Source organism: Acinetobacter sp. Leaf130, from assembly GCF_001423205.1.
Classification (GTDB): Bacteria; Pseudomonadota; Gammaproteobacteria; order Pseudomonadales; family Moraxellaceae; genus Acinetobacter; species Acinetobacter calcoaceticus.
Genome location: NZ_LMOE01000001.1, coordinates 1281062 through 1296611 on the forward strand (window position 1 = coordinate 1281062; position 15550 = coordinate 1296611).

The window sequence follows — 15550 nt, forward strand, 5'->3', positions numbered from 1 at the left end:
TTAAAAAAACGAAACTAAATGAAACCAAAAAAATTAAATCAAGTGACTGATTTTGATATTAAATTACTTAAAATATTTAAAACAGTTTGTGACTGTCATAGCTTTACGTCTGCCGAAAGTATTCTTGGCATTAGCCGATCTGCAATTAGTTTACATATGAGTGATTTAGAAAATCGTCTGGGCATTCGACTATGCCAGCGTGGCCGTGCAGGGTTTGCATTGACTGATGAAGGACGGGAAATTTTAGAATATATAGAAGTGCTCACCGCATCTATCGAAGATTTTCGTTCTAAAGTCAATCAAATGCATAACCGTCTAAAGGGTGAATTTAATATAGGTATTATTAACAACCTTGTGACCATGCCAAGTGGCTACATTACCAATACGCTGGCACAACTCGCCGAAGAACATTCTGAAGTTATTATTAACATTAGTATGAGTACACTTTCTGATATTGAATGCCGTGTGCTAGACAACCGTTTACATGCTGGAGCAATTCCCCTTGTTACCCCTTTGTCTGGTCTAGATTATTTTGATTTATATAGTGAAAGTTCATTTTTGTATTGCGGTAAAAACCACCCACTGTTCAACCAATGTAGCAACCTCAATTTAGAGGAGTTAAAAACCTGGCAAGCCGTACTTCCCAATTACGCCATCACACCTGAAGCGGCAAAGTTGCACCAGCTTTTAGACTGTAAAGCGACAGCAAGTGACCGTGAAGGAATTGCATTTTTGATTTTAACTGGAAAATTCTTAGGTTTTTTACCCGACCACTATGCAAAAAAATGGGTTGAAGATGGTTTTATGCAAGCTATTTCAAAAGAAAAAATGCATTACAGCACTCCCATTTGTTTAATTACTCACAAAGGCAAAAACCACAATATTATTTTAAAAACTTTTATGGAAATGCTTGAGAAGCGAGTCATTGGGAATTAAGAAATTATTTAACAGGTCATCTCTTCAGATAAAAAAGAGCACCTAAGTGCTCTCTTGATCTTATTGATTTTTGGATAAGGCAAAATTTATTGCCCTGTCATATGCATGTTCTTGTAGCTCAGTATATACATAGAAATCCTGTTCTGCCTTGGTAACAGGATTAATGAGTTTCATTGCTTCGTAACTATGAGTATTTAAATCATTGGGATCAACATCAAAAGCTTCTAATTGCTGCTCTCTCCACTCACCACTTAGAACACCACCCACACAAAGCCATTTTGTTGAATTGTCTGACATACATAATCCTTATTATTGGAGGTGCTCTTATACCATATCACGACCACCTTTAAGTCAGTTTAATTTTTCATCCCAACAAAAGAAAAAGCCCCATGTTTAGGAGCTTTGTAGCTAAGTTTTTTAGTTCATCTTGGTGACTAAATTTAATGTGCTTTAGATTTAATACATTTTTCTTTAAGCTCATCTAAAGCTGACAGCATCATTGAAGCAGTCATCATGCTTCTAAAGTGCATTCTTGTAGCAGACTGCCAAGACCAAATCAAAGCGGGCTTCCTGTGCCGTAAGGCGTTCGGCAAATTAAAATCAACTATTAAAAAACCCACCGAAGTGGGTCATGTTTATTCTATATAATAGCTGTTGCCATCGGAACTGTTGAAAACCAAATTTAAAGTAGGGTAAATACATTCACCTTTTAACAAAATATATTCAACTTTGGGTCTCTGAACTCTAGATGAATGATTGATTTTATTAGTATTTACTTCTGTATAGTTTGCCTGTGCTCTTTTTTCTTTACCTTGGAAATCAATAATTGTAATGTCTTTTAGCATTAATATGCTCCAATTTAATCATACATATTATGCCCAACAATATTTTTATACTACCAATATTTTGTAGGCAACTAGATTGAATTAATTTTTAAAACTTTATTAATCCCATACCTTGAGAAAATTTATATATGTGTGCTTTATGTACCCCTACTTGAAAGTTGGATAGCGTAATTTCAAAATTTAAAGGATAAGACTCAACAGGTTATATATAATTGATTTTATTTATGAAATAAGTCGTCGAGATAAAGATCTTTTCTAGGACAAATCAACACACATGAGTCTTAAAACTACCGCAATGTAAAGGCTTTTAATGCGTACTATGAACTCTCCCTAGTGAAGATAAGAAGATAAAAATGTCGGGTTTTAAAAGTTTTTCTCAAAATACAACTAACCACGCCAATATCATCAAAGCTAAAGTGAATAAGCATTCTGCAGCAACACCACCTAATGAAACTCAACCTTCACAAGTTCCTGGCACCGTAAAAGATCTGCCTGAGAATAATGAACAACCTGATCCTAATAACAAATAATTTCTTATTAACAGTGCCTTGGAAGTTGTTTTGAGGCCCTGCTACTATAAAGAATAAATTAGTGCACTGATTTATTATACTATTAACTACTTTTATCAATTTGATTTGTTTAGTTATTTAAGAAATTACAGCCATTCATTCCAGAAAATTGATATGACTAGTCTCTCAGATATGAGGGGCTTTTTTAATTGTTTTTAGTTAGCCAGTATTTAGCCGACTCACCCTAGATAGATTAAGCCCGTCAAAATTGGCGGGCTTATTTTTTAATATCTGAATTATGAAAGGTATGGATGTTTTTGCGCCAAGTAATCATTCGCTATTTTTGTTGTCTCAGCATAGGTCAACTCCGCACACAGCCAAAATCGATATGTATTTTCACCAATACTATAGCTCTGGCGATTGTATGTTGATTCTTTACTTGTATCTATTTCACTAGCCTTAAAGAACGTTCCTTCACGGTTATTTACAACTTCACCGTCTAAATCACCACCAATGCAAATGAACATTGTACTAATCCATATAATTATAAAGATCAGCTTAACACACAAAGTAAAAAGCCCCGCCAATAATCGATATTTAGTGAGGCTTTCTCTGCAAAAACATGTTCAACTAATTTAAATGTTTCAGTACTGGTACTTATAATTAAGATATAGTACATAGAAGACTTAGATTATTCCCATTAAAAAAGAGCCTTTCGGCTCTTAAAAATCTAATTTTTTACTTTCTTGAGATTGCCGGTAAGCAACAATTATCTTCTCTTCAATTTGTAAATTTTCTAAAGTAAAATCATCTTCAATAGACCGTAGTTTGGAGTTTGTAGGAGCTGATGTACTATGTGAAGGCAAGTGCTTTGGAATAGTTATCAATTGGGTTCTTTGGCTTATATACTTTTCAAGAGCAACATCCAAATCGGTTTTCTCAAAAAATATATAATCAATATTTAAAGAGTTCACTGTAATGACTTCACAACCATAAAAATTATTAAAGTTTTTGCTTAAATCGGTGTTTGGGTCATGCAAGATATCTTCGTAAGTCTGTAAACTGATAAACAGTAAATCAGGATTTCTATCATAACGATCATGATAGCTTGTCCTGCCTTGAACTAAATCAATTCTAATCGTCATAATAATTACTCAAGATGTTGAATCTCAAATATACCAAATAAAAAATAAAAAGCCCCCACCAATAATCGATATTTAGCAGGACCTAGTGTACAGACCATTCTGTATTAATTTATATCCCCAAAAAAATGCTATCGCATTTATGAAATTTAAATGAATACTTTGATTTTATTTATCAACTTAACTACAGTTTGAATAGATGATCTTCGATTCGTTATCAATCACAATACTCAGCCGATCATAATGTAAGTTTGCTCTCACAGATTGACCTTTACGAGAAATCCGCACAACACCTGCATTAGTTATTTTCTTTAACTCTGCCTCACTAGGAACAGACTGTCCTATAAGCTTTTGAGCCTCATTAGGATTGCAATAAGTATCTTTAGGCTTTACTTCTAATGGGGTTTCTTTAGGCTCATTGGTTGCACACCCAATCACACCAAAAATAATTAAGCAATTTAATAGAATTTTTTTCATAACCTCCCCCTTGGGATTCATTTCTATATTTAATACTCTTGTTTATTTACATCCAATTTCAGATATTCAGCTCAAAAAATCCCAGCATTTAAGAAATCTTTTATTCAGTAAAAAGTACTATGTACTGTTTTTTAGTTAAAATTGTCCTACAATTATCTTTAAGTCTTACTTTATAACAAAAATCTATTACAGGGATGGAATAACTATGACAAATATCAATGATGGCGAACCTATATGCCTCAATATAGCTTGCGCTTACCTATAGAACTTCGCGAAAAACTTATAAATGCAGCAAAGAGCAACTCCCACTCACTAAACAAAGAGATAATTATAAGACTTGAACAATCATTAATTTTAGAAAAGTGCCCTGAGTGTGTTAAGTACTTACAGACAGTGAAGAACCATGAAAAAATATTTGAAGAGCAATATAAAATGTTTGAGGAGTTAAATAGAAAAGATAAAGAATAGAAGTATGAAAATGCGTTTATGCTAAATCACATATATACTATATACAGTTGCTGACAATAGAAAATTTATTTTAGAAGCCATTCAAATGAACTCCTCTATTAAAATTTGACTAATCATATCTGTGGTTGGGTTTTGTTTGGAATATAAATAAAGCATAAATCTAATATTTGGTAGCTCTGGCAAATTATAGCTTGAATTAATAACCCCAATATTGTCATTTAAAGCAGATTTATTTAGACAAGATATTCCTAGTCCAGCTTCAACTGCTGCCGTGATACCTTTTACGCCAGTAGCTGTATGGGCAATATAGAAGGGAATTTTATTTTGAATAAGGCTCTGTTCTGTAAAATCTTTCAATAAGCAACTAGATGACATAGTTATAACAGGCAAAGGACTATTATCTATTTCTAACTCATGTGATTTAACCCAAAATAGAGGCTCTTCCAGTAATTTAATGGGTTGAGTATCTCCTTCTATTACATCTTCAAATTCCATATAAATTGCTAAATCATAATTATTTGAAAAAAGATTATTTTTTATATCCTCACTTTTTACAACTGAAATATGAAGTTTTAAGAAAGGAAATTTTTTTTGGATTCTTTTTAAAATTTTAGTTAAGTCATTAGGCCTAAAATAGTCGGTTATTGCTATTCTGAATTCACCAGCTATATTTATTCCTCTAATTTTATTCAAAGCAAGAGAACATGACATTAGAATATTCTCAGCTTCTATTAAAAGTAACTGACCTTCTGCTGTTAGAGATGTTCCTCTCCGATCTCTAATCATTAATTTTTTTCCTACAAAATCTTCTAACTTTGATAATTGTTCACTTATTGTTGAATTTGTCAGATTTAGTTTTGGCGATGCTGAAGAAATAGTTCCTGAATTAGCTACAACAACAAATGTGGAGAGCAACGTCGTATCAAAATATCTCATGTTCGGAAAAACCGTACTTATTATTCATTAAAATTTGATTTTACCATATACAGCATTAACTTATTATTAGAAAAAATATTGTTGAGATCAAAAAATGCCAGCTATCAAATTATTGTTGTCTGGAGAACGAGCTGATTATGATGTCGTCTCTATCATAGAAAATCTTACGGAAATGACTTGTCGAATTTTAATAAAAGAGAAAAGTAAAACAATGATTATTGTCGAATTTATTCAAAGAGATTTATGGTTTATTGGCTCTAATTCATTAGATAGTTTAGGAAAAAATTCATTCAAAATTGATGTAACTGTCACAGATGAAACTTGTACTAAAGATCAAAAGGCCTCTTATATTAAAGAAGGATTTATTTTATTAAACCGTTATGTAAATCAATTGCATGAACACTCAAATATCCATGTAATTGATTGTAGAGGGGGAGCTTATGGATATGGGGGCAAAACCCAAGATTATCTGTATTATCACAAATGACCGTTAAGACCATGGTATCAATAGTATGAGCAGTGGCCCCATGATCATTCTTACCTATAAAAAGTACATAGAAACTTATTTTTAAAGATTATAAAAAGGTCATTTATTATGACCTTTTTCATTTTTTATCCCAACCTCACCAAAAAATACTCAAGCAATCTCTCCCTTTCATCTGGTTTGTTTGGGTCTAAAAGCTGAACCATTGCCCCATCAATCACAAACAAGAACATGTGCGCATCTTGCTTTGAAGCATTTGCGTTAGTCGTTAAAAGTAAATTATAGATTTCATTGATCAACCAGTTTCGATAGTCAATTACGACCTGATAAGCCTTTGGATGTGTTTTCGCAATTTCAAAAATGGCTTTAAACGGCAAATGATAAAGCCCTTCTAAATCTGCATGTAAAAAATAAATTTTGCGAAGTTTTTCAATAAGCGATAATTCTTTTTGAATATAAATGATTGAAATTACCTCTTGTTTTAGACCATCTTTTTGAAAAGTCAGACTCATTTCAATGAGACGTTCTTTTGAGTGAAAGTAGTTATAAAAAGTCGTTTTGGGGATTTTTGCTGACTCAATAATTCGGTCTACCCCGACATTGTGAAAGCCATGTTTATTAAAAAGATATCTTGCAGAATGAAGCACGCTTAAAGCACGAAATGGGAGATTTGAATGTGGCATAATTTTACCTTTTTAAAATAAATTCTTGTTGTATATAAATGAGATAAAAATGCTTTCGCTTTTTTGAGCAAATAAAAGGCATAGCAAAGCCATAAAGACTGTGCTTGGCACATCTCAAGTTTTATTGTTGCTAAGTTTTTTAGTCGTGACGAATTAAAGCCTGAAAAGCCTAATGGCGATCAAACCTTTATAAAAAGTTTAAGTTGTGTCGTTGTAATAAACTTTGGCAATGGCTGCCAAGAAATGATGGATGTGCAAAGCCAACTCCTTATATATGGAGTTCTGCCAAAACATTAGAAATTATGGTGGCAGAACGAAAGAGGGTTGACAGACTAGCATGAACTTAAACTAGCACACCCGAAGGTGTCCCTCTCCCGTCCTACCGCTACGGGAGGGAACGAGTGTTTCCCCACACAAGGGTATTCCTCAGAAGGAATAACTCTGATGTGGAAGTTCATGAGCAGTCTGTCAAAACTGCCTGGCAATGTGGCCAGCCCGCAAATGGTAATCTTCAATATTTAAGGTGTCAATGTGATATTGGCTAGAAATTATTTAATTAATTATTGTTTTTCATTTAATTACACAATTAAGAAAAACCTTAAATATTGGCTTAACAATTTGCTTTTATAACTGCACGCTAAAGCTTTCTTTTTATTGTGACTACGCTTACTCGGCCATAAATATTTTAAATTTTGAGGCTAAAAAAGGAGGTACTAGCCTCCTCTTTTAATTCAAATTATAAACATCTGGTGGTAGTTAAATATCTTTATCTGCAAGATATTAAGTTCTTTTAGGTGATTGTTGATATTTGTGCCATCTCTTTCTTTTCTAGACGATTTAGCAATGTGCCAAAGATTGCTGCAACAATGTACATAAATAATGAATAAACTGCTGCTGGCATAGCGGCCATACTGCTTGCCATTACAGTAAATGCAATGGTCATAGCTAAGGTACTGTTATGAATCCCAATTTCAAACGCACAAGCTTTTGCCTGAAAGCTATTTACACCGAATAATCGTGGAACAAAATAGCCAACCATTAAACTACATACGCAGAACAGCAAAGTTGCCAATCCAATTTGCCCAATATACGTCATCAGATTTTGGTAATCCCGCGCAATTGCCAATATGATGATGGATACGAGAAAAACGATAGCAAAAATACGGACTGGTTTATTAAGCTTTTCAGCCGTATGTGGCGCAAAATGACGGACTAACATCCCAATACCCACGGGCACTAAAATAATGAGAAAAACTTGTATGATTTTAGAGAATTGCAAGCCTACGTTTTGTCCATTTTCCATAAAGTGTTGTATTGCAAAATTCACAATTAATGGAAGTGTAAAGGCAGCAATTACCGAATTTATAGCCGTTAAAGTAATATTTAAAGCAATATCACCTTTATAAAGATAACTAAATAAATTAGCAGTTGGCCCGCCCGGTGACGCAGAAAGTAGCATTAATCCAACAGCAAGCATTGGTGGTAAAGCAAGAATCTTACAAATAATAAAAGCAATACTGACTAAAATAACCAGTTGGCAAAATAATGCGATAAAGACTGCTTTGGGGTGTTGTCGTACACGTTTGAAGTCATTTACGGTCAGCTCTAGACCTAAACCAGCCATAATAATTGCAAGTGCAATTGGTAAAAATACGGTAATTAATCCTGAACCCATAATCTCATTCCTTTTTTTCCATTTATTGATGGAGCTTCTAGTCCCATACGCTTATGTTTTTAATTAAAAAATTAAAAATTCTTATTAAACCTTTAGTTCTTTTCTTAAAATTTTACCCACATTCGACTTGGGTAATTCATTAATAAATTGAATATAGCGTGGTTGTTTGTAGCCTGTCAGGTTTTCTTTTGCATAGGTCTGGATTTCTTCAACCGATAAAGAGTCATCTTTTTTAACAATAAAGGCTTTAGGCACTTCACCCGATTTTTCATCTGCAATGCCAACCACGGCGACTTCCAAAATTTTTGGATGTTGAGCTAAAACTTCTTCAATTTCGTTTGGAAAAACATTAAAACCTGAAACTAAAATCATGTCTTTCTTACGGTCAATGATTTTGGTATAGCCTTTTTCATTCATGAAACCAATATCACCTGTTCTAAAGAAACCATCATCCGTCATGACCGCTTTAGTTTCTTCAGGCAAATTCCAGTAACCTTTCATGACCTGCGGGCCACGAATTGCAATTTCTCCAGTTTCACCGGGTGCTAATTGATGACCTTCATCATCCAAAATAGCAATATCTGTACTCGGTACAGGAATACCGATCGTGCCACTAAACAGATTAGAGATTGGTGGGTTAAAAGTAGCAACTGGTGAGGTTTCTGATAAGCCATATCCCTCACGGATAATACGTCCTGTCAGTTTTTCCCATCCATCGGCAGTGGATTTTAAAATTGCCATACCGCCACCTGTGGTAATTTCCAAACGGCTATGGTCCAATTGATTAAAGCCTTCATGATTAAGCAGTGCATTAAATAAAGTATTTACAGCAGGAAAAACCGTAGGACGATATTTTTCAAAACAATGTACGAGAGCATCTAAATCACGCGGATTTGGAACTAAAACAGTGGCATAACCTTTATTCATTGCGCTGTGCAATAAACAGACAGTAAAACCAAAAATATGATAAAGCGGTAAAGCACAGATCGCTATTTCAGCTTCGAAAGCATCTCGGTCACCAAAGTAGCTTTTAAAAACCACATTATTTTGTAATAAGTTGGCGACAATATTTTTATGGGTTAATTCCGCACCCTTTGATACACCTGTTGTTCCTCCCGTATATTGCAAAAGCACAGTATCATCAAGAAGAAGTTCAGGACGTATATAGTCTTGGGCATTTACCTTCAATAAGATTTGCTTAAAACTATAGTTTTTTGAATCTGATGTGTCTAATTCAGCAGGTTGTTCGACTAACATTTCAGCCATTGTGGTGGTAATAATCTGCTCAACCGACACCTGCTCCTTGACAGCCTCATAAACAGGTAAAAACTGTTCCAATATAAATAAGACTTTTGCGCCTGCATCATTTAATTGATGCTTTAATTCACGTGCTGTATAGAGTGGATTAATATTGACCAGAATGTAACCTGCGCGAATCACGGCAAGTGAAATAATCGGGTATTGAATAATATTGGGCATCATTACAGCAACACGTGTACCTTTTGCTAGCCCTAAACTTTGTAAGAATGTTGCTACTTGTCGGCTATATAAATCGATTTCAGCATAAGAAAAAGATTTATCTGCAAATATGAAAGCATTTCTTTGCTGGAACTTATTAAAACTGTTGTCCCAAAAATCGAGAAGTGAAGTTTGTTCATCAGGCAAAGTAATCGTACTTTCAATATTCCATTGCTTATATTCATCTAACCAGATCTGATTTGTCATCTTATCGTCCTTTATGATAGAGAGGAATTTCGATTTTCTTCTGTGTCATCTATGTCATTATTGTTAAGTTAAAATTTATAACCAATTTTCAAACCATAACCAATTGAATAGTTATTTTTATATTCACCGACATAATATTCACTGCCTGCCTGAGCACCAAGCTGGCCTTTGGCATCACCGAGCCATAGATACTTCATTCCACCTGAAATAAAGTATTTTGAAGTTGGACTATATTGCGCACCAAGACCGACATTGTAATAACCTTTCGCTGGCCCACCTGTAGACACACGCTCTCCTGCACCCGAATCCCAACCAACAGAAACTGAACCTGACCATTTATCACTTAGGCGTTGCCCAATTCCAAGATTGGCAGACCATTGATCGTCATAATAGCGAACCAGATTAAAACCATTTGGACGAATTGGTGTTGATAGAACCCCAACAACTTCTGAGATTTCGCCAAAACGATACGGTTTAAACTCAAAATCATTCCAGTTAACCCAACGCACGTTACCAAACAATAAAGTGCCTTTGCGTAATCCGGTCTGAAATTCCAAATTCACTGACTCTGGTGCTCTAAATTTAGTTGGACCTGACGTTCCTGCATCTGGTAAGCCCGCAACAATACGATTGAGAGCTTCTTTACGTGATTCAGTGAGTTGCCCCATAGAAACCATATACGCCAAATGCTGATCAAGAAAATCACGACCTTGTTGCGTACTTAACATATCAACCATAGGCGCATTTTCATTGGCAGTCACTTCATGCAGAATTTCTGAACGATAAGTCAATGAGGCTTTAATGGCTTTTTCGGGAATTTGATAACCAAATCCTGCCAACCATCCCCAATCTCCAACTTCTTTGGCGTCAAAGTCATAGCCATTATATAAACTGAAAACTTGACCTCTTAAATTGACGTTACTTTTAAAAGTTTGATAAACAGGACCTGCATAAAAATTCCAGTTTTTATTCGGTTGATAACCAAAAATCAGACTAAAATTTTGCATAACAAAATTCGATTTGGTATTCCCTGTTACGACTTCTCTACCTGTCTTTTGGGCAAGTGTTGCAGAATTAATGCCTGGTACTAAAACCGTATCGTTCGGGGTAGCAACAAAGCTGTTCTTTCCATAATATTCTGAGTCGGATGTAAATGGCTGATCATAAAGAAAGCCAAATGAAAACTGCGGGGCTAACTGTAATTTCAAAGCTGCACTGGGGCGATAATCAGAATTTGCAATATCAGAAATAGCATTACGCGTTGGGTTCGTACCCGCTTCTTGTCCTTCTAACGAAGTGTCTGAAACAGATAAACTTGCCTCAAAATAATTATCAGGTTGTAGAAATGCAGAAATTGATTGTCCTGTTCGATCAAATGCTGCTGCATAGATTGGGCTCGTACAAAATGAAGCCATTACCATGACTAAAGTTTTCTTTTTCATCTTTTAATCCGTCCTAGATTTTTTATTTTTACTTATTAGAGCGCTCTTATACCGAACGCCCGAAGTTTGTTTCTACGTGGTGGTTCTTATTCGGTAACTTCAAATAAACTGGCTGATTCCACATCTCCCATTGACACCGCGACATAACGTATCTTCAATAAACTTAGGTCCTTCTCCTGCCCATTCAACGGCGTGTTTAAGGAATGATTCTTACTAGAACCATTCTTCCGGCATAGTGAGTGGCGTTGTCTCTACCGGATCAAGCACTGCTAACCAACTTATAATTTTTGGCATTTCCCAACCAAAGAAATAATCACAAGCTGCAAGCTTCCCACGCAGAAAATCAGGGTCTGTTGAATTTGGCATGAGTTTATGAATGACTACTGCTTGATCAAGCCATAACCACCCCACCACAAGATGCCCAAAGGCTTCCAGATAATTGGCGGCATTTGCCAGTTGGAGTTCTACATCGGTTAAGGCATGTAATTTCTCTGTTACATTCTGGATGAGTTGCCACTTTTGAGCTAAGTGATCTGCATGATCTTTTAAAGAAGGCTCTGCTTTGGCGTGTGCAATCGTATTCATGATTTTTTCATGTAATAGTTTCATCGACAGCCCTTGATTAAGACGAGTTTTACGTCCTAATAAATCGAGTGCCTGAATACCAAATGTTCCTTCATGGATTGGATTGAGTCGATTGTCCCGATAAAACTGTTCAACGTTATATTCACGGGTATAACCGTAGCCACCATGAACTTGAATTGCTAAATCATTTGCTACAAGTCCCCATTCAGAAGACCAGCTTTTCACCACCGGAGTTAATAGATCAAGTAATTGATTGGCTTGATTACGCTGCTCGGCATCTTCAAGTGAGTGGATATCATCGGTTAAGCGGGCTGCATATAGGCACAGTGCCAACGCACCTGAGACATATGCTTTTTGCGCCAAGAGCATACGGCGGACATCTGCATGTTGAATGAGCGGGATTTGTGGAGAACTTGGATTACGTTCATTACGAGAGCGACCTTGTACTCGGGTTTTTGCATAATCTAAAGCATGCAGATAACCTGTATATCCCAATGCTGCCGCCCCAAGTCCAACCGAAATTCGGGCTTCATTCATCATATGAAACATATAGGCCAGCCCTTTACCAGCTTCGCCGACTAGCTCACCAATTGCGCCTGCTTCTCCTTCGGGTGTGAAACGACCTTCCCCAAAATTCAGCACACAATTCACTGTTCCTCGATAGCCCATTTTGTGGTTAATTCCAGCTAACACCACATCATTACGTTCGCTTGGCTGTCCATTTTCATCGAGTAATTTGCGCGGTACGGTAAATAGAGAAATGCCCTGCACACCTGCTGGTAATTGTCCATTTTCATCGGGAATTTTTGCCAAAACCAAATGAACAATATTGTCAGAGATATCGTGCTCACCGCCTGAAATCCACATTTTGTTTCCAAACAAACGATAACGACCATCTTTTGTTTTAATTGCACGTGTACGAATATCAGCCAGACTTGAACCTGCTTGCGGTTCAGATAAACACATCGTTCCGAAGCATTTGCCTTCTATCATGGCGTTGACATAGGGTTTAACTTTTTCAGGTTCTCCATGAGCCATTAATAAATTTGCATTACCAATGGTTAAAAAGGCGTAGCCCGCTGTTCCTGAATTGGCACCGAGTAGATATGCCATACCTGCACGCTCGATGGTATTGGGTAAGTTCATACCATTCCAATCTGACGGAAACGCTGCACTCATCAAACCTGCATCAGCAAAGGCCTTAAGCGCGACTCCGACTTCAGGATTGACTGTTACACGTTCACCATCAAAAACAGGTTCGTTACTGTCATTTTTTTTATTATGAGGAGCAAATAAATCGGTTGCCAAAGCCTCGTAAACGTTTAAAACAGACGTATATTCAAAACGGTCCTGTCCTGCAAAAGAATTGCGTTGACTAAGTTCTTCGACTTTTAGCCAATCGAATAGCAAAAAATCTACATCACGGCGAGAGAGAATTAATTCATTGCTCATGGTTTATTCCTATACGTTCACAAGTGTAAGCCACTCTGTAACAAGTGCTGGCTTGGCTTGGTTTTCAATTTCAATCGTGACTTCCATGATCAATTGATAAACTCCCTTATTTTTTTCGGAAACATTCTTTAAGTGAAAATGTCCGCGCACACGCTTACCGCTATGTACAGGGCTGATAAAACGCAAATTATTGATGCCATAATTCACGGCAGATTGCTGCCCTTGTACAGTCGGAATGACTTGGGCGGCCATGGCTGAAAGTAAAGATAGCGTTAAAAAACCATGTGCAATCGTGCCACCAAAGGGAGTTTGACGAGCAGCGTCTTCATCCACATGAATAAATTGACGATCCAGTGTTACATCAGCAAAGGTATTGATCATGGTTTGCTCTATTGCAATCCAGTCTGAGCTACCGAGTGCCTTGTCTTGTAACTCAAAAAGCTGCTCGATCCTTAATATATTTTTTGTCAAAATTATTCTCCTGCCATTAATGAAGCTTTTTTCAGCTCAAGCTCACCTTGAGCGCCTCCTCTGACAGGCACAAACTCATCTGTTCGGTCTGAAACATCAGCTAAACGTTGTGCTAAAACATGCGGAACTTGTTCATCCGTACCTAAATAAATACCTTGCGTAAGGGTAATGTGGGCAGCTTCAAAACTACCTGCGCCAGCACAAAGAATCATACGGGTAGGTGCATCTTCGCTAACCAAAGTCGCGATTGCAGGACTGACAGCACTTGGCGCAAGGGCTTTGAGTGCTTCTTCGGGCAACAACCCTTCAAGCATACGAGTTGCTGCTGTTGGTGCTAAACAGTTCACCCGAACATTAGACTTTTCACCTTCTAAAGCAAGCGTCTGCATTAAACCAACCAAAGCCATTTTTGCAGCGCTGTAGTTTGACTGCCCAAAATTGCCGTACAAACCAGAGGATGAAGTGGTCATGACAATACGACCATATTTTTGCTCACGCATGATATCCCATACAGCTTTAGTGCAATTTACGGCCCCCATCAGATGCACATCAATTACTGTACGGAAATCTTCTAGTGACATTTTACTAAAGGTTTTATCTCGGAGAATTCCAGCATTATTAACTAAAATATCTACACGACCCCAGCGGGCAATTGTTTCATCTACCATCTGTTGAACTTGTTCAATATCAGTGACTGAAGCGCCATTTGCCATCGCCTCGCCACCCGCTGCAATAATTTCATCCACGACTTTTTGGGCTGCCATGGTTGAGCCGCCCTTTCCGTTTACATCACTACCCAGATCATTCACGACCACTTTTGCACCCAAACGAGCCAGTAACAGCGCATGTTCCCGCCCTAGACCAGCGCCTGCACCTGTAACAATAGCCACTCGATTGTTTAAATTAATTGTCATGATTTTTTCCTAAATAAATGAATAAGATATTATTTAATAAATGTTTTAATAAGCTGTCACCCCGCCATCAATTGCAATGGCCTGACCTGTGAGATATGAGTTTTCTTTGGCACACATCATCAGCATCATTGCTACCACTTCGCTTGGATGGCCAAGACGCTTCATTGGCGAGGCCTGCGCTAAAAAGTCTTGTTTCTCTTTGAGTTCACTGTCGACCACCATCGGGGTGGTTGTATAAAATGGACAAATTGCATTAACTCGAATGCCTTTATTTGCATATTCAATCGCTGCTGTTTTGGTTAATCCCACCACAGCATGCTTTGCCGCAGCATAGGCAGCCAATTTGGGAGCCGCGCCTAGACCTGCAACAGAAGCAACATTCAGAATAATGCCACCACCTTGTTGCAACATCTGACGAATTTGATGCTTCATTCCAAAGAACACACCTTTGGTATTGACGGCAAAACTCAAATCCAGATCTGCTTCATCGGTATCAATAAAGCTTTTCATCGGCGGACTCATACCTGCATTATTGATCCCGACATCGATTCTACCAAACTGAGTAACTGCACTTTGCACCAAAGCCTGTACATCCGCTTCACAGCTGACATCACACACTTGCGCAACCACCTCCACTCCTGCTTGGCGTAGCGGTTCAACTACAGTATTTAACCCTTCAATATTCAAGTCACCCAACACTAATTTTGCACCATACTTTGCCAGTTGCTCTGCCAGCAATGCACCAAATCCACTCGCCGCACCTGTGATTAAGACCACTTGACCTGAATAATGTTCGTACATTGCTA

18 protein-coding genes are annotated in these 15550 nt (G+C 37.1%); 4 read left to right on the forward strand and 14 right to left on the reverse strand.

The window, feature by feature from the left end; all coding sequences use genetic code 11:
* Positions 1–18: 18 nt before the first annotated feature.
* The gene (locus tag ASF86_RS05545; RefSeq protein WP_056480285.1) at positions 19–936 is read left to right on the forward strand and encodes a LysR family transcriptional regulator; all 918 of its coding nucleotides are present in this window, start codon (positions 19–21) and stop codon (positions 934–936) included.
* Between the two features lie 60 nt (positions 937–996).
* Here the strand turns inward: ASF86_RS05545 and ASF86_RS05550 are convergent, their stop codons facing one another.
* The gene (locus ASF86_RS05550; RefSeq protein WP_004642900.1) at positions 997–1233 is read right to left on the reverse strand and encodes a hypothetical protein; all 237 of its coding nucleotides are present in this window, start codon (positions 1231–1233) and stop codon (positions 997–999) included.
* Positions 1234–1571: 338 nt separating this feature from the next.
* Positions 1572–1781, reverse strand: coding sequence for a hypothetical protein (locus tag ASF86_RS05555; protein WP_004643165.1), 210 nt, complete (start codon positions 1779–1781; stop codon positions 1572–1574).
* Between the two features lie 353 nt (positions 1782–2134).
* Here ASF86_RS05555 and ASF86_RS19785 point away from each other — a divergent pair, with 353 nt between their 5' ends.
* Positions 2135–2311 (forward strand): hypothetical protein, encoded by a 177-nt coding sequence (locus ASF86_RS19785; protein WP_171252323.1) that lies wholly within the window; start codon positions 2135–2137, stop codon positions 2309–2311.
* A gap of 275 nt (positions 2312–2586) precedes the next feature.
* Here ASF86_RS19785 and ASF86_RS05560 read toward each other — a convergent pair whose 3' ends face one another.
* The 3 genes from ASF86_RS05560 to ASF86_RS05570 form a co-directional block, all read right to left on the reverse strand.
* On the reverse strand, positions 2587–2817 hold the full coding sequence (locus ASF86_RS05560; RefSeq protein WP_056480288.1) for a hypothetical protein: 231 nt from the start codon (positions 2815–2817) through the stop codon (positions 2587–2589).
* A 195-nt stretch (positions 2818–3012) separates the two neighbouring features.
* Complete coding sequence (locus tag ASF86_RS05565) at positions 3013–3435, reverse strand: hypothetical protein (protein WP_056480291.1); 423 nt, start codon at positions 3433–3435, stop codon at positions 3013–3015.
* 177 nt (positions 3436–3612) lie between these two features.
* A complete protein-coding gene (locus ASF86_RS05570) occupies positions 3613–3909 on the reverse strand; it encodes a hypothetical protein (protein WP_056480293.1) in 297 nt (98 codons plus the stop codon).
* A gap of 234 nt (positions 3910–4143) precedes the next feature.
* Between ASF86_RS05570 and ASF86_RS05575 the strand changes: the two genes are divergently transcribed.
* Positions 4144–4377, forward strand: a complete 234-nt coding sequence (locus ASF86_RS05575) for an Arc family DNA-binding protein (protein WP_227508777.1) — start codon at positions 4144–4146, stop codon at positions 4375–4377.
* A gap of 81 nt (positions 4378–4458) precedes the next feature.
* Here the strand turns inward: ASF86_RS05575 and ASF86_RS05580 are convergent, their stop codons facing one another.
* Positions 4459–5313, reverse strand: a complete 855-nt coding sequence (locus tag ASF86_RS05580) for a LysR family transcriptional regulator (protein ID WP_056480295.1) — start codon at positions 5311–5313, stop codon at positions 4459–4461.
* Between the two features lie 94 nt (positions 5314–5407).
* Between ASF86_RS05580 and ASF86_RS05585 the strand changes: the two genes are divergently transcribed.
* Positions 5408–5800, forward strand: a complete 393-nt coding sequence (locus ASF86_RS05585) for a tautomerase family protein (RefSeq protein ID WP_017390840.1) — start codon at positions 5408–5410, stop codon at positions 5798–5800.
* A 125-nt stretch (positions 5801–5925) separates the two neighbouring features.
* Here ASF86_RS05585 and ASF86_RS05590 read toward each other — a convergent pair whose 3' ends face one another.
* The 8 genes from ASF86_RS05590 to ASF86_RS05625 form a co-directional block, all read right to left on the reverse strand.
* Complete coding sequence (locus ASF86_RS05590; RefSeq protein WP_056480299.1) at positions 5926–6480, reverse strand: TetR/AcrR family transcriptional regulator; 555 nt, start codon at positions 6478–6480, stop codon at positions 5926–5928.
* A 790-nt stretch (positions 6481–7270) separates the two neighbouring features.
* Positions 7271–8155 (reverse strand): bile acid:sodium symporter family protein, encoded by an 885-nt coding sequence (locus ASF86_RS05595; RefSeq protein WP_056480301.1) that lies wholly within the window; start codon positions 8153–8155, stop codon positions 7271–7273.
* An 84-nt stretch (positions 8156–8239) separates the two neighbouring features.
* Positions 8240–9880 (reverse strand): AMP-binding protein, encoded by a 1641-nt coding sequence (locus ASF86_RS05600; protein ID WP_056480304.1) that lies wholly within the window; start codon positions 9878–9880, stop codon positions 8240–8242.
* Positions 9881–9948: 68 nt separating this feature from the next.
* Positions 9949–11322: a long-chain fatty acid transporter gene (locus ASF86_RS05605; RefSeq protein WP_056480307.1), complete on the reverse strand. Its 1374-nt coding sequence runs from the start codon at positions 11320–11322 to the stop codon at positions 9949–9951.
* A gap of 213 nt (positions 11323–11535) precedes the next feature.
* Complete coding sequence (locus ASF86_RS05610; RefSeq protein ID WP_056480309.1) at positions 11536–13359, reverse strand: acyl-CoA dehydrogenase; 1824 nt, start codon at positions 13357–13359, stop codon at positions 11536–11538.
* Positions 13360–13368: 9 nt separating this feature from the next.
* On the reverse strand, positions 13369–13830 hold the full coding sequence (locus tag ASF86_RS05615; RefSeq protein ID WP_056480312.1) for a MaoC family dehydratase: 462 nt from the start codon (positions 13828–13830) through the stop codon (positions 13369–13371).
* Between the two features lie 2 nt (positions 13831–13832).
* The gene (locus tag ASF86_RS05620) at positions 13833–14744 is read right to left on the reverse strand and encodes an SDR family NAD(P)-dependent oxidoreductase (protein ID WP_045125519.1); all 912 of its coding nucleotides are present in this window, start codon (positions 14742–14744) and stop codon (positions 13833–13835) included.
* Positions 14745–14789: 45 nt separating this feature from the next.
* Positions 14790–15545, reverse strand: a complete 756-nt coding sequence (locus tag ASF86_RS05625) for an SDR family NAD(P)-dependent oxidoreductase (protein ID WP_056480315.1) — start codon at positions 15543–15545, stop codon at positions 14790–14792.
* Between the last annotated feature and the right edge of the window lie 5 nt (positions 15546–15550).